At 67.7% G+C, this 15315-nt stretch carries 16 protein-coding genes; 4 read left to right on the top strand and 12 right to left on the bottom strand.

What is annotated here, in order from left to right:
• Positions 1-8: 8 nt before the first annotated feature.
• Both ACSYAO_RS03550 and ACSYAO_RS03555 read right to left on the bottom strand, forming a co-directional pair.
• Positions 9-563: a cob(I)yrinic acid a,c-diamide adenosyltransferase gene (locus ACSYAO_RS03550; protein WP_049460916.1), complete on the bottom strand. Its 555-nt coding sequence runs from the start codon at positions 561-563 to the stop codon at positions 9-11.
• Positions 564-571: 8 nt separating this feature from the next.
• Positions 572-1156, bottom strand: coding sequence for a hypothetical protein (locus ACSYAO_RS03555; RefSeq protein WP_019338105.1), 585 nt, complete (start codon positions 1154-1156; stop codon positions 572-574).
• A 105-nt stretch (positions 1157-1261) separates the two neighbouring features.
• Between ACSYAO_RS03555 and ubiH the strand changes: the two genes are divergently transcribed.
• A complete protein-coding gene (gene ubiH / locus ACSYAO_RS03560) occupies positions 1262-2470 on the top strand; it encodes a 2-octaprenyl-6-methoxyphenyl hydroxylase (protein ID WP_049460918.1) in 1209 nt (402 codons plus the stop codon).
• The gene (locus tag ACSYAO_RS03565; RefSeq protein ID WP_049398145.1) at positions 2467-3648 is read left to right on the top strand and encodes a UbiH/UbiF family hydroxylase; all 1182 of its coding nucleotides are present in this window, start codon (positions 2467-2469) and stop codon (positions 3646-3648) included. Before ubiH ends, ACSYAO_RS03565 begins: the two co-directional genes overlap by 4 nt.
• 211 nt (positions 3649-3859) lie before the next feature.
• Here ACSYAO_RS03565 and ACSYAO_RS03570 read toward each other — a convergent pair whose 3' ends face one another.
• From ACSYAO_RS03570 to ACSYAO_RS03595, 6 genes are all read right to left on the bottom strand, one after another.
• Positions 3860-4255, bottom strand: a complete 396-nt coding sequence (locus ACSYAO_RS03570; protein ID WP_049460920.1) for a hypothetical protein — start codon at positions 4253-4255, stop codon at positions 3860-3862.
• A gap of 49 nt (positions 4256-4304) precedes the next feature.
• Positions 4305-5372: a 23S rRNA (cytidine(2498)-2'-O)-methyltransferase RlmM gene (gene rlmM / locus ACSYAO_RS03575; RefSeq protein ID WP_049460923.1), complete on the bottom strand. Its 1068-nt coding sequence runs from the start codon at positions 5370-5372 to the stop codon at positions 4305-4307.
• Positions 5356-5916: a nucleoside deaminase gene (locus tag ACSYAO_RS03580; protein ID WP_004154307.1), complete on the bottom strand. Its 561-nt coding sequence runs from the start codon at positions 5914-5916 to the stop codon at positions 5356-5358. The genes rlmM and ACSYAO_RS03580 overlap by 17 nt, the downstream gene beginning before the upstream one ends.
• A 98-nt stretch (positions 5917-6014) precedes the next feature.
• Positions 6015-6737 carry a DUF6348 family protein gene (locus ACSYAO_RS03585; RefSeq protein WP_049460925.1) on the bottom strand — a complete coding sequence of 241 codons (723 nt, stop codon included), beginning with the start codon at positions 6735-6737 and terminating at the stop codon, positions 6015-6017.
• A gap of 46 nt (positions 6738-6783) precedes the next feature.
• A complete protein-coding gene (locus ACSYAO_RS03590; RefSeq protein WP_049460927.1) occupies positions 6784-7437 on the bottom strand; it encodes a membrane protein in 654 nt (217 codons plus the stop codon).
• A 43-nt stretch (positions 7438-7480) separates the two neighbouring features.
• Positions 7481-9229, bottom strand: a complete 1749-nt coding sequence (locus ACSYAO_RS03595) for a glutamine--tRNA ligase/YqeY domain fusion protein (RefSeq protein ID WP_049460929.1) — start codon at positions 9227-9229, stop codon at positions 7481-7483.
• 258 nt (positions 9230-9487) lie between these two features.
• Between ACSYAO_RS03595 and ACSYAO_RS03600 the strand changes: the two genes are divergently transcribed.
• Together ACSYAO_RS03600 and msrA are read left to right on the top strand one after the other, a co-directional pair.
• Entirely contained in the window at positions 9488-9751 is a 264-nt protein-coding gene (locus ACSYAO_RS03600; RefSeq protein ID WP_049460931.1) for a putative signal transducing protein, read from the top strand.
• Between the two features lie 30 nt (positions 9752-9781).
• Positions 9782-10447, top strand: a complete 666-nt coding sequence (gene msrA, locus ACSYAO_RS03605; RefSeq protein ID WP_049460935.1) for a peptide-methionine (S)-S-oxide reductase MsrA — start codon at positions 9782-9784, stop codon at positions 10445-10447.
• Positions 10448-11038: 591 nt separating this feature from the next.
• On the opposite strand, the gene ACSYAO_RS03610 is transcribed toward msrA, so the two are convergent.
• The 4 genes from ACSYAO_RS03610 to ahpF form a co-directional block, all read right to left on the bottom strand.
• Positions 11039-11995: a transaldolase gene (locus ACSYAO_RS03610; protein WP_049463648.1), complete on the bottom strand. Its 957-nt coding sequence runs from the start codon at positions 11993-11995 to the stop codon at positions 11039-11041.
• Positions 11996-12045: 50 nt separating this feature from the next.
• Positions 12046-12450 carry a nucleoside diphosphate kinase regulator gene (gene rnk / locus ACSYAO_RS03615; protein WP_005408156.1) on the bottom strand — a complete coding sequence of 135 codons (405 nt, stop codon included), beginning with the start codon at positions 12448-12450 and terminating at the stop codon, positions 12046-12048.
• Positions 12451-12573: 123 nt separating this feature from the next.
• The gene (locus ACSYAO_RS03620) at positions 12574-13536 is read right to left on the bottom strand and encodes a LysR substrate-binding domain-containing protein (RefSeq protein ID WP_032129919.1); all 963 of its coding nucleotides are present in this window, start codon (positions 13534-13536) and stop codon (positions 12574-12576) included.
• An 85-nt stretch (positions 13537-13621) separates the two neighbouring features.
• On the bottom strand, positions 13622-15214 hold the full coding sequence (gene ahpF / locus ACSYAO_RS03625; protein ID WP_049463647.1) for an alkyl hydroperoxide reductase subunit F: 1593 nt from the start codon (positions 15212-15214) through the stop codon (positions 13622-13624).
• Positions 15215-15315 lie beyond the last annotated feature (101 nt).

A 15315-nucleotide genomic window follows, 5' to 3' on the forward strand; every position in this document is an offset into this window, starting at 1 on the left:
GTGCCGACTCAGCGCTGGCGCTGCTGTGGCTGCCACAGCGCTTCGCCGTGGCCATCGGCTCGGGCCAGCACCCGGGCCAGCACGAACAGCAGGTCCGACAGCCGGTTGAGGTACTGCAGCGCCTCGCTGCGCACAGCCTCGTGGCGGGCCAGGGTGACCGTTTCGCGCTCGGCGCGGCGGACAATGGTGCGGGCCAGATGGCAGCGCGCGGCGGCTTCGCCGCCGGCCGGCAGGATGAATTCCTTCAGCATCGGCAGGTCGGCGTTGTAATGGTCCAGCTGCTGTTCCAGGGCCGAGACGTCGGCGGCGTGGATCGCGGCATGGCCGGGAATGCACAGCTCGGCGCCCAGGTCGAACAACTGGTGCTGCAGATGCACCACCAGCGCGCGCACATCCTCGGGCAGGGGCGCGGCCAACAGCAGGCCGAGCGCGGCATTGGCCTCGTCGACGGTGCCGTAGGACGCCACGCGGGCGTCATCCTTGGCTACGCGCTGGCCGTCGCCAAGGCCGGTACTGCCGTCGTCGCCGGTGCGGGTGTAGATGCGCGAGAGGCGATGACCCATGGCGCGGCTCAGTGGCGGATGTCGCGGCGGGCCTGCTGGAGCTTCAGCACCTGCTCCACGGCCAGCTGCAGGGCGGCGGCCAGCGCCACATAGATCGCCGTGGTGCGAAGGTAGGGCCCGAACCACTGCGCGTAGTTCTGTGCCCAGCCGGCCAGGGTCGGCTCGGCCACGTTGCGGCTGCTCCAGTAGAAACCGCCCTGTGCCAGCAGGTGGCAGACCGCCACCGAAGCGACCAGCAGCAGTGCGCCCTTGGCCAGTACCGGCCAGCGCGCGCTCTGGTAGTTGCGGCCCAGCAGCATGCCGCCGGCCCACAAAGAGAAGTAGGCCGGCAGCAGCAGCCAGTAGCCCGGCGACACGCAGTAGTGCTGCCAGAAATCCAGACCGCTGCTGCGGATCACGATCCAGTCCACCAGCACCGCGAACACCATCAGCAGCGGGAACGCCCAGCGCGTCCAGCGCGCCAGGTAGAAGCCACCGATGAAGAACACGGCCCAGGAGGCATCCGGAATGGCCGCGAAGTGATTGACCCGGGTCGCCGCCAGCAGCAGTACGAGTACGGACAGGACGAAGGCGCGGTTGGCGGTATCGGACATGGTGGGGCCCGGAGCGGATTCAGGTTTCATTCTAGCCCGCCGCGCAGGTTGGCGCAGGTGCCGCCCGTTCGGCGTACAGTCGGGGCGAGCGCGTATCATGAACACATGAGTGAACGACATGACGTGCTGATTGTCGGTGGTGGCCTGGTCGGTGCCAGCCTGGCCATCGCCCTGGACCGGCTGGGCCGCGACGTGGGCCTGCTTGAGGCCAGCCCGGCCGGCGAGCTGCCTGCGGTGTTCGACCAGCGCAATCTCAGTTTCGCCGCTGCCACCGTCAATGCGCTGACCGCGCTGGGGGTGATGCAGAAGCTGGCGATGGCACCGGGCCCGATCCGGCGCATCCATGTCAGTCGTGCCGGCGATTTCGGCCGTGTGCAGCTCGAAGCGGCCGATTACGACCGGCCGTGGTTCGGCCAGGTGGTGGTCGCGCGCGATTTCGGCCAGGCGCTGGAAGCGCGCCTGCAGGAACTGCCGCGCCTGCGCCGTTACCGGCCGATGCGGTTCCTGGGGCTGGGTGAGGTGGTCGATGGTTACCGCCAGGTACGGGTGGCTGACGAGGCTGGCGAACGCGTGCTGCTGGCACGGTTGGTGGTGGGGGCCGATGGCACCACCAGCGGCGTGCGTGGCGCGCTGGGCATCGAAGTCGACCGCCATGATTTCCAGCAGACCCTGTTCGTGGCCCGCGTGCGCAGCCAGCGCGCGCCGGATGGCACCGCCTGGGAACGCTTCACCGATACCGGCCCAACCGCCCTGCTGCCGCGTGGCGATCGTCACTTCGGCACCGTGCACGGGGTAGCGCGCGACCAGGCCGATGCGGTGATGGCGTTGGACGATGCGGCCTGGCTGCAACGCCTGCAGAGCGCGATCGGCTGGCGTGCCGGCCGCCTGCTCGAGTCCGGCCCGCGCAGCGCCTACCCGCTCATCCAGGTGCTGGCGCGCGCGCTGGCCGGTGAGCGCACGGTGCTGCTCGGCAATGCCGCGCAGACCATCCATCCGCTGGGCGCACAGGGCTTCAACCTGGGCCTTCGCGATGCGCTGACCCTGGCCGAACTGCTGGAGGATGCGCATGAGGATGCCGGCAGCGATGCGCTGCTGAAGGCCTACGTCGCGCGGCGCGAGGAAGATCGCCGGCAGACGGTGGCGTTCTCCGGTGGGCTGGCACGATTGACCAGCAACCCGGCACCGCTGATGCGGCCGCTGCGCAGCCTCGGCCTGGTGGCCGCACAGCGCGAGTCGGTGCAGTCGATGCTGGTCGGTGGTGCGATGGGCTTCCGTGGTGACGTGCCGCGCCTGTGCCGCGGAGAAGCCGCATGAGCCGGCGCACGCGTCTTGATGTGGCCATCGTTGGTGGTGGCGTGGTCGGTGCCGCGTGTGCGCTGGCGCTGGCCGATGCCGGCCTGTCGGTTGCGCTGGTGGAAGGCCGCGAACCGGCACCGTGGCAGGCCGCACAGCCGGACCTGCGCGTGTTCGCCTTCGCCGCTGACAACGTGCAGCTGTTGAACCGCCTGGGTGTGTGGCCGGCGATCGCGCAGGCCCGCGCCTGGCCTTACCGGCGCATGCAGGTGTGGGATGCGGCCGGTGGCGAGGATCTGCTGTTCGACGCCGATCGCTTCGGCCGTCGTGAGCTGGGCTACATCGTCGAGAACGGCCTGCTGCAGGATCGTCTGTGGGCGGCGCTGCCGGCGGCGGGCGTGCAGCTGCACTGCCCAGCACGGGTGGAAGCGCTGGAACAGGATGAAGACGGCGTGCGCCTGCGGCTGGATGACGGGCGCCGCCTGGAAGCGGCACTGGCGGTGGCCGCCGACGGTGCCGAGTCAACCCTGCGCCAGCTGGCCGGGATCGAGGTTGAAAAGCATGACTACCACCAGCGTGGCGTGGTGGCCTATGTGGACAGCGATCTTCCCAACCAGGCCACGGCCTGGCAGCGCTTCCTGCCGACCGGGCCGCTGGCGCTGCTGCCGGTGGCCGAGCGTCGCAGTTCGATCGTCTGGACCCTGCCCGAGGATGAAGCGGCTCGCGTGCTGGCCCTGGACGAGGACGCCTTCAACCGCGAACTGACCCGTGCCTTCGCTGCGCGCCTGGGCGAACTGCGATTGGCGTCACCGCGTGCGGCCTTCCCGCTGCGTCGCCAGCTGGCCCGTCACTACGTGGCTGGCCGCGTGCTGGCGCTGGGTGATGCTGCGCATGTGGTGCATCCGCTGGCCGGGCAGGGCGTGAACCTGGGCCTGCGCGATGTCGCCGCCCTGCAGCAGTGGCTGGCGCCGTCGGCCGAACGCCGCGGCCAGCCGCGGCTGTCGCCGCAGCGCCTGCAGCGCTGGGCACGCGAACGGCGCAGCGACAACCACATCGCCGCCTACAGTTTCGATGCGATCAACCGCCTGTTCTCCAACGACGAAATGCACCTGACCCTGGCCCGTGGACGCGCGCTGGGCTGCGTCGGCAAATGGCCGCCGCTGGTGCAGGCGTTCTGGAAGCGCGCCGCCGGGGTCTGACCGGAATACAGGTCGCTCTGGCAGGTGCCAACGCCGCTCTGGTAGGTGCCAACCTTGGTTGGCACAAGGCTGGAAATACCCTCGCCTCATCTGGGCCCAGGATGCCTGATGGATGTGCCAACCAAGGTTGGCACCTACCAGAAGCGGGCTCCGCTACCGCCGTTGATCCAGTAGATCCACGCCATGCGTGGATGAAGATCGCGCCGGTGGATCAATCAACCAGCCAACCAGCCAGGTCGGCACGATCCAGCTTGCCGCGACGCTTCACGTCCAACGCATTGAACTCATCGGCCAGCGCCGGATTGGCCTGCGCTTCCTCGCGGCTGATGAAGCCATCACCGTTCACATCCAGCGCGGCGAAGTGGATGCGGTACTGGCCGACCACGCTGCTCGGTTCCAGCGAACGCACGGTCACCTGTGCCTCGCCGGCCGGCCGTGCAATCTCGACGCTGCCGGTGACCTGGCCGGCGCCCAGTGGCTGCTGGCGGATGGCGCCGCCGGTCGGGCCCAGCGGCTGGACCTGCGCCGGCATGGACGGCAGCTGCTGTGCAAGGGCCGTTGCAGTTGCCAGCAGGGCGATCAGTATCGGAATCGAGCGGTATCGCATGGTCCCATTCCTCGGTAGCGCCGGGCCACGCCCGGCGGGCACGACGGCCTCAGCGCAGCGGCGACGCCAGCACGGTGATCTCTTCACGATCGTGATAGAGCTGCTTGGCGCGGACCACCAGCGGCTTGCAGGCCTGCTCCTGGAACAGGTCCAGGCACAAGCGGGTTTCGTCCCAGCGCTTCTTCATCGGCAGTTTCAGGTTGAAGATCGCGTGCCTGCACCAGCCTTCGCGGAACCAGGTGGCCATGCGTTCGGCCACGCGCCGCGGCTGCTCGACCATGTCGCAGACCATCCAGTCCAGCGGCTGTTCCGGGAGCCAGTGGAAGCCATCGGCACGCAGGTGCTCGACCAGGCCGGTGTCCAGCACGTGCTGGCGCAGTGGGCCGTTGTCGATGCTCAGCACGTGCATGTGCTGGCGGGTCAGCACCCAGGTCCAGCCGCCGGGTGCGGCACCCAGGTCAGCCGCGCGCATGCCGGGCCTGGCCAGCGCTTCGCGTTCTTCCGGCGCCAGCAGGGTCAGCAGGGCTTCGTCCAGCTTCAGTGCCGAACGCGACGGCGCTTCGGGCAGCAGCTTCAGGCGCGGAATGCCCAGTGCCCACGGTGCGCTGTCGGCCGGGTCGGCTACGCAGACGAAGGCGTGGGTGCCGTCGACGAACACCACGTGCAGGCGCGGCAGACGGTCGTTCGGCTTGTCGGTGAGCTTGCCGGCCTTGCGCAGCGCCGGGCGCAGCGCATTGCCGAAGGCACGGGCCAGCCCGGACAGCGGCTTGCCGGCGTCCGAATCGGGATGTTCCACCCACAGGTCGCCGAAGCGCGGCGCATCGGCCAGCACCTCCAGCATCGGGGTGATGCGGTCGGCTGGGTCCAGCTGCGGCAGCTCGGCCAGCACCACCAGCTTCTGCCGCGCGAAGATCAGCTCGCGCCAGCGCAGGCGCGGTGCCAGGGCGGCGGCTTCGTCGCACATGAACAGCACGTAGCCATCATTGCGCTGGGTGCGCGCATAACCGGCGAAACCGGCTTCACCGGCGCGGAACTGCAGTTCGCCGGCCAGCTCGGGCTCGAAGCCCTGCCGGCACAGGCACAGCAGGCCGATGCCGGCCTCAGTAACGGGCGCCATCGCTTTCCCCATAGGCACGCAGCACGCTGCGCGCGGCGTCGCGGTTCAGGCCCTGCACCACTTCGATGCCGCGCTTGTTGAGTTCACCCACCCAGTCGGCCGGCAGCGGGCCTTCATCGAACGGGGTCAGCTCTTCGACGTCGGCCGAGTTGGCACCGATCAGCAGGCGGTCGATGCCGGCCCACACGGTGGCGCCGTAGCACTGGCAGCACGGCTGCGAACTGGTGGCCAGGGTGACCGGCGACAGCACTGCGTTCAGGCGCGGGGTCTGCAGGCGCTGCTGGGCCAGCATGTAGGCCATGTTCTCGGCGTGCGCCAGCGAGGTCGCGTGCGGCATCACCCGGTTCACGCCGGCGGCGATGACCTTGTCATCCGGGCCGAACACCACTGCACCGAACGGGCCGCCACTGGCGTGCTCGACGTTCAGCCGCGACAGCTCGATCGCCAGCGCGACCTTGGCCTCATCGCCCGGATATCGACGATCCAGGTCGATCTGGTCGTGGATCCAGGCGGGAAGGGTCAGGTGGACTTGCGCGTACAGCATCGCGGGGGTGCCTCGTAATGGGATGGAAGAAGGTGCGGTTGCTTGGGAAACCGGCGCGCAGTGTAGCCGCACCGGCCTGTATCGGGTGTGGCGGTGGGTCAGCCCGGCGAGCCGGTGCGGATCACTACGTACTGCTTGCGGAACTCCAGCCCGGCCTGCGGCCAGCTGGCCGCGTAGGCGCGCAGCAGGGGCAGGGCGGCGGCGAAGTCGTGGCCGTTGACCCGGCAGTCGGCTTCGCACAGGCCGTCGGCATCGCGCGAGGCGAACAGGCGGATGGCGAGGAACTGGCGGGCTTTCAGCAGCTCATCGAAGGCCTCCATGCTGCGGGTGAACAGGCAGCAGGGGCAGGAACCGTGGTCGTCCTCGCTGCAGGTGGAGGCATCCACCTCCTGTGCGCGGTAGTGCGCCAGCGGCCCCAGCACTACGGTGCGCTGGTGTTCCTCGCCGTCATCGCCGGCCGGATAGGTCAGGCCCATCATCGGCAGGCCCTGCGCGTCTTCGGCGCCGATCGCGGTCTGCAGCGTGGCCAGGTCCACCCGCACCCAGGCCTGGAAGCCGGACAGCAGCGATGCCTGCTCATCGGCACCGTTGGCGTGCTGGTACTCGAACAGGCCATCGGCGAACAGCACCGGATGCTGGCTCTCGATGACGGTGGAGGTCTGCCAGCCGCCGTTGTCGCGCGCGTGCGCGGCCATCGCATGCGGGGTCAGGTGCAGGCCGCTGTCCAGCAGCAGCGCGTCGCCGTCGACGTGGCTGGCGATGCCGGCCTCCTGCAGGACCTGCTGCAGCAGCGGGAGGAGGGCGGTGGAGGTCGTGGTCATGTCAGGCCTGTGGATGGGGTGGAACATCCAGGCAAGGCCTGGGGATCTAGCGGTCGAGCGCGTCAAGTTCGGCGCGATATCGCTGCGCGTCGGACTGCTGCTGCGGATCGTTGCCGTGGTCGCGCAGCCAGGTTTCCAACTCGCGGCGATAGTCCGCGCGGAAATCGGCGTTGCCGGGGCTGAAATGCAGCTTGCGTGCCGCCACTTCCACCCGCTCGCGCGCGCTGGCACGGGCCTGGGCGATGCCGTGCGGGGATTCGTTGGTGAGGATGACGAAGTTGCGCGGGAAACCCGGCGTGTACTTGACCACGAACGGCTGGTCGGGCGCCGGGATGCGGATCGCGTTCTCCAGCGGCCACAGCGAGGCGGTGTTGGTGTGGAACACCACCTCCACGTCGCGGCCCTCGGCGGTGCGCAGCACCCCTTCGTAGCGCCAGATGTACTGCTCGTTCATCGTCGAACTGGTGCGCTCGGACTTCACGATCACCGCTTCACCACGCTCGCCCACCACGTTGAGGAAGGCGGCGTTGAGGAAGTGGCCGAGGAAGATGTTGAGCATCGCCAGCGGGAACACCACGATGGCGTAGCCCGGAAAACGCCGCCACCACGAGACCAGCCCGGCCAGCACCATCGCCGAAAAGAACGTCAGCAGCGGATGCTGCGAGATGAACCAGAACAGGACGGAAAGGGCGGTGATCATCGTCGGAGTCATGCGGGCGCCGTGCTGGCGCCCGCGCAGGTCCTCAGGCCGACCAGGTGTCGCGCAGGGTCACGCTGCGGTTGAACACCGGCTTGGCTTCGGTGTGGTCGCGGCGGTCGGCCACGAAGTAGCCGGTGCGTTCGAACTGGAACGACTGCTCCGGGGCAGCGCTGGCCGCGGCCGGCTCGACATAGCCGGTGACGGTGCGGCGCGATTCCGGATTGAGGTAATCACGATAGGTCTTGCCTTCCGATTCGTCGTCGGGGTTCGGCACCGAGAACAGGCGGTCGTACAGGCGGATCTCGGCCGGCACGCCATGTACGGCGCTGACCCAGTGGATGGTGCCCTTGACCTTGCGGTTGGCGCCTTCCATGCCCGGACGCGATTCCGGATCCAGCCAGCCACGCAGCTCGGTGATGGTGCCGTCGGCATCCTTGATCACTTCATCGCAGCGGATGATGCCGGCACCGCGCAGGCGCACTTCGCCACCCGGGACCAAGCGCTTCCAGCCCTTCGGCGGCACTTCGGCGAAGTCCTCGCGGTCGATCCACACTTCGCGTGCGAACGGCACTTCGCGGCTGCCGAAGCTCTCGTCCTTCGGGTGGTTGCTGAAGGTGAGCTGCTCTACGTGGCCTTCCGGCAGGTTGGTCAGCACCAGCTTGACCGGGTCGACCACCGCCATGCGGCGCGGCGCGGCGCTGTCCAGGTCTTCGCGCAGCGCGCCTTCCAGCACGCTGAAGTCGATCAGCGAATTCTGCTTGCTGATGCCCACGCGCTCGGCGAACAGGCGCATCGCGGCCGGGGTGTAGCCACGGCGACGCAGGCCCTGCAGGGTCGGCATGCGCGGGTCTTCCCAGCCGTCCACCAGCTGCTCGGTAACCAGCGCCATCAGCTTGCGCTTGCTCATCACCGTGTAATTGATGTTCAGGCGCGAGAACTCGATCTGGCGCGGCTTGGCGGCTTCGCGCGGCAGGCCGGCGTCGACCAGCGGCTGGGTCAGCGTGTCGTCATGGGCGAAATCGACGTTGTCCACGCACCAGTCGTACAGCGGGCGGTGGTCTTCGAATTCCAGCGTGCACAGCGAGTGGGTGATGCCCTCGATCGAGTCGCCCAGCGCGTGCGCGAAGTCGTACATCGGGTAGATCGGCCACGCGTTGCCGGTGTTCTGGTGCTCGACGTGCTTGATGCGGTACAGCGCCGGATCGCGCAGGTTGATGTTGCCGCTGGCCATGTCGATCTTGGCGCGCAGGGTGCGCGCGCCATCCGGGAATTCACCGGCGCGCATGCGGCGGAACAGGTCGAGGTTTTCCTCGACGCTGCGGTCGCGCCACGGCGACGGGCGGCCCGGCTCGGTCAGGGTGCCGCGGTAGGCGCGCACTTCCTCGGCCGACAGGTCGCAGACATAGGCCTTGCCCTGTTCGATCAGCTTTTCGGCGGCCAGGTAATAGGTCTGGAAGTAGTCAGAAGCATGGCGCAGTTCGTTCCAGCTGAAGCCCAGCCAGCGCACGTCGTCCTGGATCGCGGCCACGTATTCCGGGTCTTCCTTGGCCGGGTTGGTGTCATCGAAGCGCAGGTTGCACACGCCGCTGAACTCGCCGGCGATGCCGAAGTTCAGGCAGATCGACTTGGCATGGCCGATGTGCAGGTAGCCGTTCGGTTCCGGCGGGAAACGGGTCTTGATCGCCTGGTGCTTTCCGCTGGCCAGGTCCTCGCGCACGATCTGGCGGATGAAATCGCGCTTTTCGTGGCTGTCGGCGGGGGTCTCGGGGCTGGCGGGGGTGTGCTCGGACATGAGTCGGCGAAAAGAAAGGCAGAAAGATCGCCAGTCTAACGCGTACGGGGCAGGGCTGCCCGGTAGGGTGTGGGGATGCCGGCCAGCGGCCGGCACTACCCAACTGCACGGCGATCCACATTCCGCCGGCCCGCTGCCGGCGCTACCGGAAAGTGGATGGGTAGTGCCGGCCGCTGGCCGGCAGAACGGTCATGCGCCGTCACCACCACCATTCAGCCCCCGGGCGTATGCTGGAACCCTGTCCCACGGAGCTGCCGCATGCACATCGTGTACAAGGCCGACAACCTGTTCGACGCCCACCTGGTCAAGCACGCGCTGGAGGATGCCGGCATCCCGGCCTTCGTGTTCGGCGAGTCGTTGCTGGGCGGCATGGGCGAGCTGCCACTGTTCGGCGTGCTGCGGGTGGGCATCCCTGGTGCGGCACGGCCGCAGGCCGAGGACATCGTGGCGGCGCTGGACTTGGGCCACGCGCCGGACGCCCCCATTTCCGATGCAGACGACATAGCCGGCCTTCCGGCGTAGGAGCGCATCATGTTGGGAATTGGCCAGGGCATCCTCGGCATCGGCGCCTTCAAGCAGCGCCTGCCGCGCCCGGAAGAAGCACTGCCGGGGCGTGACCAACCGCTGCCGCTGCACAGCAACCAGCACTTCGTGAACAGCCATCCGCTGAAGGACCGTTTCGCCGGCCTGCAGCAGATCCGCTTCGCGCTGGGCTGCTTCTGGGGCGCCGAGCGCAAGTTCTGGACCGAACCGGGCGTGTACAGCACCTCGGTGGGCTACGCCGGCGGCATCACCCCGAACCCGACCTATGAAGAGGTGTGCTCGGGCCTGACCGGCCACACCGAAGTGGTGCAGGTGGTGTTCGACCCGGCGGTGGTGAGCCTGGAGCGGCTGCTGCAGCTGTTCTGGGAAAGCCACGACCCGACCCAGGGCATGCGCCAGGGCAACGACACCGGCACCCAGTACCGTTCGGCGATCCACGCCACCGACGAGGCGCAGTACGCCGCCGCGCTGGCCAGCCGCGAGGCCTACCAGGCGCAGCTGGCCGCAGCCGGCTACGGGCCGATCACCACCGAGATCGTGTACCCGGCACCGGCGTACTACTACGCCGAGGACTATCACCAGCAGTACCTGGCGAAGAACCCGAACGGTTACTGCGGCATCGGCGGCACCGGGGTGAGCTGCCCGATCGGATTGGATGTGGAGGCGCCGCGCTGACGCGCGGTGGTCCGCCTGCGGCGGGCAACGTCAAAATCAACGTCAACAGCCAAAGCGGCTCTGGGTTGTTGTGAGTTTGGCGGGACGGGTACAGATGGCGGGACACGCCGTAAACCCGTCCATGGGGGCTCGGCCACGGCATCCATGCCGTGGACGGTCCCGCCATCTGCACCCGTCCCGCCTTCGACAGTTTCCCGGTGACGGGGGGCAAGAGCATTGGGTTACTGACGAACTGAAGGAAAACAAAAAGGACGCGGCGTTCGCCGCGTCCTTTTTGTTTGATCCTGCAGTGCTTTCTGTAGAGCGGAGCCATGCTCCGCTCCGAGCAAGCGAAGCGCGCGACCCGCTTTGCTCTTCTTTCTTTCATCCGTGGCGCGCGGCCACCGGAAACTGTCAGAGGGCGGGCGGGTTGGGTTCGCGGGAGTGTCCGCGGCATGGATGCCGCGGCCAAGCCTCCAGGGACGGATTCACGGCGTCTCCCGCGAACCCAACCCGCCCGACCCAGCGCGGCTTTTGCTTTAGCAGTCAGTCGAGCAAGCTCGACTCTACAAATCGATCCGCCACGAGGGGCTCAGCCGTTGGCCGAAATCCTCACAGTTCCGAACGAATGCGCTCGCGCAGCGCCTGCAGATCCTTGGCAAACGCATCGATACCGGTCGCCAGCTTCTCGGTCGCCATCGGATCGGCCGCCAGATCCGATGCGAACTTCGCCGCATCGATCGGCGTCACCGCCACGCCATCCGCCGCACCGGCCACCAGCTTGCGCGGCAGCTCGCCGTGGTCGGCGTCCAGCTTCTCCAGCAGGTCCGGCGAAATCGTCAGGCGGTCGCAGCCGGCCAGCGCTTCGATCTGCGCGGTCGAACGGAACGAGGCGCCCATCACCACCGTCGGCGAACCGCGGCGCTTGAATTCGGCATACACGCCGCGCACGAACTTCACGCCCGGGTCTTCATCGATGTTGGCCGGGGTCTGGCCGTTGGCCACGTACCAGTCCAGGATGCGGCCGACGAACGGCGAGATCAGGAACGCGCCGGCTTCGCTGCAGGCCAGCGCCTGGGTCGGGTTGAAGATCAGGGTCAGGTTGCAGTCGATGCCTTCGGCCTGCAGGATGCGCGCGGCTTCCACGCCTTCCCAGGTCGCGGCGATCTTGATCAGGATCTTCTCGCGCGGCACGCCGGCATCGGCGTACATCTGGATGAACTGGCGGGCCTTGGCTACGGTGGCAGCGGTGTCGTGGGCCTGGTCGGCATCCACTTCGGTGGACACGCGGCCCGGCACCAGCGTGCTCAGCAGCGCGCCGACGCCGATGGTCAGGCGGTCGGCCACGGCGTGCACCACGGCTTCGCGGTCGCCACTCTGCTGGCGGCCCCAGGCCAGTTCGCGTTCGATCAGCTCGGCGTAGACCGGCAGGTCCAGCGCCTTCTTCACCAGGGTCGGGTTGGTGGTGCAGTCCACCGGCTGCAGGCGCTTGATCGCCTCGTAGTCACCGGTATCGGCAACGACCACGGACAGTTCGCGCAGCTGGGACAGTTTGGACGGGGTACTCATTACGGCTCCTGGTGCAGGGGGATCGAATCGCGCGCGGTGCGCAGCGGTAATCAGGGGCGGTCGTTGTGGACCGCGGTCACGCGCAGGCGCAGCTTGCGGCCGCCGGGCGCGTTCCAGTCGATGCTCTGGCCGATCGAAAGGCCGAGCAGGGCACTGCCGACCGGGGCCAGCACGGAAACCTTGCCTTCATCGACGTTGGCTTCGCGGGGGAAGACCAGGGTCAGGACGTGCTTCTCGCCCGACACTTCATCTTCGCACTCCACGCGCGAATGCATCATGACGATGCCTTCGGGAATCTGGTCCGGTGCCAGCACGGTGGCACGGTTGAGTTCTTCAGCAAGCGCGAGCGCGGCAGGCGTCTGGCTCAGCGCAGGGGATTCGAGCATGGCGTCCAGGCGGTCCATGTCGAAGGTGGAAACGGTGATCGACGGCGGCAGGCCGCTGGCGGTACTCATGGTGAAGCTCCTTGGTTGAAAGCCATGCAAAAGGCGGCACCTGCTGGCGCCGCCTGTCTGTATTGTGGGGACAAATGCGACCGGAATCGACTCCTGCCGATTCCAGGCCGGTGCTGCGGGGGTTCAGCCGTTCAGCGCGGGGCCGGGCAGGGCGGTCGTGTCGCCGGCGGCGTTGACCGCTTCCAGGGTGAACAGCGCCTGCGGCAGGCGCTTGAACTGATCGGCCAGCTCCATCAGGAAGTCGTTCATGGCCGAGCTGCGGCGCCAGATCATCGCGATGCGGCGGCTGGGGCGTCCTTCGCCGGTGAAGTCGAGCAGGCGGATGTTGTTCGAGCGCGGCACCGGCGGCTGCACCGACAGGCTTGGCAGCAGGGTGATGCCGACGTCGGCGGCGACCATCTGCCGCAGGGTTTCCAGGCTGGTGGCGCGGAACTCGGACTTCTCGTTGGCACCGAACAGGCGGCAGACTTCCAGTGCCTGGTCGCGCAGGCAATGGCCATCTTCCAGCAGCAGCAGCTTCTGCGTGGCCAGCTCCTGCACGTCCAGGTGTTCGCGACGGGCCAGCGGGTGGCGCCCGGATACGGCCAGCAGGAAGGGTTCCTCGAACAGGAACTCGGCATGCAGCTGGTCGTCGATCACCGGCAGGGCCAGCAGTGCAGCGTCGAGCTTGCCTTCGCGCAGGCGGTCCAGCAGCACATCGCTCTTTTCCTCGACCAGCAGCAGTTCCAGCTCCGGGAAGCGATCGCGGATGCGCGGAATCACATGCGGCAGCAGGTACGGGCCCAGGGTCGGGAAGATCCCCAGGCGCACCGTACCGGCTTCCGGATCGCGACTGCGACGTGCCGCTTCCTTCAGCTGTTCCACTTCGGACACGATCACCCGTGCCCGTGCTGCTGCTTCCTGGCCGGCCGGGGTCAGCATCACCTTGCGCGGTGCACGTTCCACCAGCGGCAGGCCCAGCTCTTCTTCCAGCTTGCGGATCTGCGTGGACAGCGTCGGCTGGCTGACGAAGCAGGAGGCGGCAGCCCGGCCGAAATGCTTGTGGTCGGCCAGGGCTACCAGGTACTTCAGATCACGTAGGTTCATCCTTACACCCCAGGGGTAACGGACCGGCTGACGGCATGGTTACCCGACAGGCAGACAATGTTCCCGGTGATCTGGGAACGATGGATCAGGCAGCTTCAGCAACAGCACCACTGCTGCTGCTCACCGACGAGCGGATCAGGTGGTCGAACGCGCTCAGTGCGGCGGTCGAACCGGCGCCCATGGCGATGATGATCTGCTTGTAGGGTACCGTCGTGCAATCGCCAGCAGCGAACACGCCCGGCAGGTTGGTCTGGCCGCGGTCATCGATGACGACCTCGCCACGCGGCGACAGCGCCACGGTGTCCTTCAGCCACTCGGTGTTGGGCAGCAGGCCGATCTGCACGAAGATGCCTTCCAGCTCGACGCGGTGGGCGTCGCCGCCGACACGGTCCTTGTAGACCAGGCCGGTGACACGGCTGCCGTCGCCCAGCACTTCGGTGGTCTGTGCGCTGGTCAGCACGGTGACGTTGGCCAGGCTGCGCAGTTTCTTCTGCAGCACTTCGTCGGCGCGCAGGCTGGAATCGAACTCCAGCAGGGTTACATGCGACACGATGCCGGCCAGATCGATGGCCGCTTCCACGCCGGAGTTGCCGCCGCCGATCACCGCCACGCGCTTGCCCTTGAACAGCGGACCATCGCAGTGCGGGCAGTAGGCCACGCCCTTGTTGCGGTACTGGTCTTCGCCCGGCACGTTCATCTGGCGCCAGCGTGCGCCGGTGGACAGGATCACCGAACGCGACTTCAGCACCGCGCCGTTCTCCAGCTGCACCTGCACCAGGCCGTCTTCACCGGCCGGCACCAGCGCACTGGCGCGCTGCAGGTTCATGATGTCCACCTCGTACTCGCGCACGTGCTGTTCCAGCGCCGTGGCCAGCTTCGGGCCCTCGGTCTCCTTCACCGAGATGAAGTTCTCGATCGCCATGGTGTCCAGCACCTGGCCACCGAAACGCTCGGCGGCGATGCCGGTGCGGATGCCCTTGCGCGCGGCGTAGATCGCCGCTGCTGCGCCGGCCGGGCCACCGCCCACCACCAGCACGTCGAAGGCGTCCTTGGCGGCGATCTTCTCGGCATCGCGCTTGCTGGCATTGGTGTCCAGCTTGGCGACGATCTGCTCGAGGGTCATGCGACCCTGGTCGAAGACTTCACCGTTGAGGTACACGGTCGGCACCGACATGATCTCGCGCTTCTCGACTTCGTCCTGGAACAGGGCACCGTCGATGGCCACGTGCTGGATGCGCGGGTTGAGTACCGCGGCCAGGTTCAGCGCCTGCACCACGTCCGGGCAGTTCTGGCAGGACAGCGAGAAGTAGGTTTCGAACCTGTATTCACCTTCCAGGTTCTGCACCTGCTCGATCAGCTCGGCGGTGGCCTTGGACGGGTGGCCGCCGACCTGCAGCAGCGCCAGCACCAGCGAGGTGAACTCGTGGCCCATCGGCAGGCCGGCGAAGGTCAGGTGGATATCCTGGCCCGGGGTGCCCAGGTCGAAGGACGGCACACGGCCCTGGCCATCGCGCAGCACCTGCAGCGAGATCTTGTCCGACAGGCTGTCCAGGGTCTGCAGCAGTTCCAGCATTTCCTGCGACTTGGCGCCGTCGTCGGCGTGCGCGGTGATCTGGATCGGGCGGGTCACGCGCTCCAGATAGGTCTTCAGCTGCGACTGCAGGTTGGCGTCCAACATCGGGTCATCTCCTGGCTTCAGGCAAACAGGGGGCGTGGCACCGCTGTAGAAGGTAGCGGACCAGCAGGGGGTAGGGGTGAACCCAAGACAGCGACCGTGGA

This window comes from Stenotrophomonas sp. STK16_22 (genome assembly GCF_051984505.1).
Taxonomy (GTDB): Bacteria; Pseudomonadota; Gammaproteobacteria; order Xanthomonadales; family Xanthomonadaceae; genus Stenotrophomonas; species Stenotrophomonas maltophilia_A.

Coding starts and splice junctions, on each gene's coding strand:
- ACSYAO_RS03610 (WP_049463648.1), bottom strand. CDS start 11,995: ATGAGTACCCCGTCCAAACTGTCCCAGCTGCGCGAACTGTCCGTGGTC.
- ACSYAO_RS03555 (WP_019338105.1), bottom strand. CDS start 1,156: ATGTCCGATACCGCCAACCGCGCCTTCGTCCTGTCCGTACTCGTACTG.
- ACSYAO_RS03580 (WP_004154307.1), bottom strand. CDS start 5,916: ATGCTGTACGCGCAAGTCCACCTGACCCTTCCCGCCTGGATCCACGAC.
- ACSYAO_RS03565 (WP_049398145.1), top strand. CDS start 2,467: ATGAGCCGGCGCACGCGTCTTGATGTGGCCATCGTTGGTGGTGGCGTG.
- ACSYAO_RS03570 (WP_049460920.1), bottom strand. CDS start 4,255: ATGCGATACCGCTCGATTCCGATACTGATCGCCCTGCTGGCAACTGCA.
- rnk (WP_005408156.1), bottom strand. CDS start 12,450: ATGAGTACCGCCAGCGGCCTGCCGCCGTCGATCACCGTTTCCACCTTC.
- ACSYAO_RS03585 (WP_049460925.1), bottom strand. CDS start 6,737: ATGACCACGACCTCCACCGCCCTCCTCCCGCTGCTGCAGCAGGTCCTG.
- rlmM (WP_049460923.1), bottom strand. CDS start 5,372: ATGGCGCCCGTTACTGAGGCCGGCATCGGCCTGCTGTGCCTGTGCCGG.
- ubiH (WP_049460918.1), top strand. CDS start 1,262: ATGAGTGAACGACATGACGTGCTGATTGTCGGTGGTGGCCTGGTCGGT.
- ACSYAO_RS03550 (WP_049460916.1), bottom strand. CDS start 563: ATGGGTCATCGCCTCTCGCGCATCTACACCCGCACCGGCGACGACGGC.
- ACSYAO_RS03600 (WP_049460931.1), top strand. CDS start 9,488: ATGCACATCGTGTACAAGGCCGACAACCTGTTCGACGCCCACCTGGTC.
- ACSYAO_RS03595 (WP_049460929.1), bottom strand. CDS start 9,229: ATGTCCGAGCACACCCCCGCCAGCCCCGAGACCCCCGCCGACAGCCAC.
- ACSYAO_RS03590 (WP_049460927.1), bottom strand. CDS start 7,437: ATGATCACCGCCCTTTCCGTCCTGTTCTGGTTCATCTCGCAGCATCCG.
- ahpF (WP_049463647.1), bottom strand. CDS start 15,214: ATGTTGGACGCCAACCTGCAGTCGCAGCTGAAGACCTATCTGGAGCGC.
- ACSYAO_RS03620 (WP_032129919.1), bottom strand. CDS start 13,536: ATGAACCTACGTGATCTGAAGTACCTGGTAGCCCTGGCCGACCACAAG.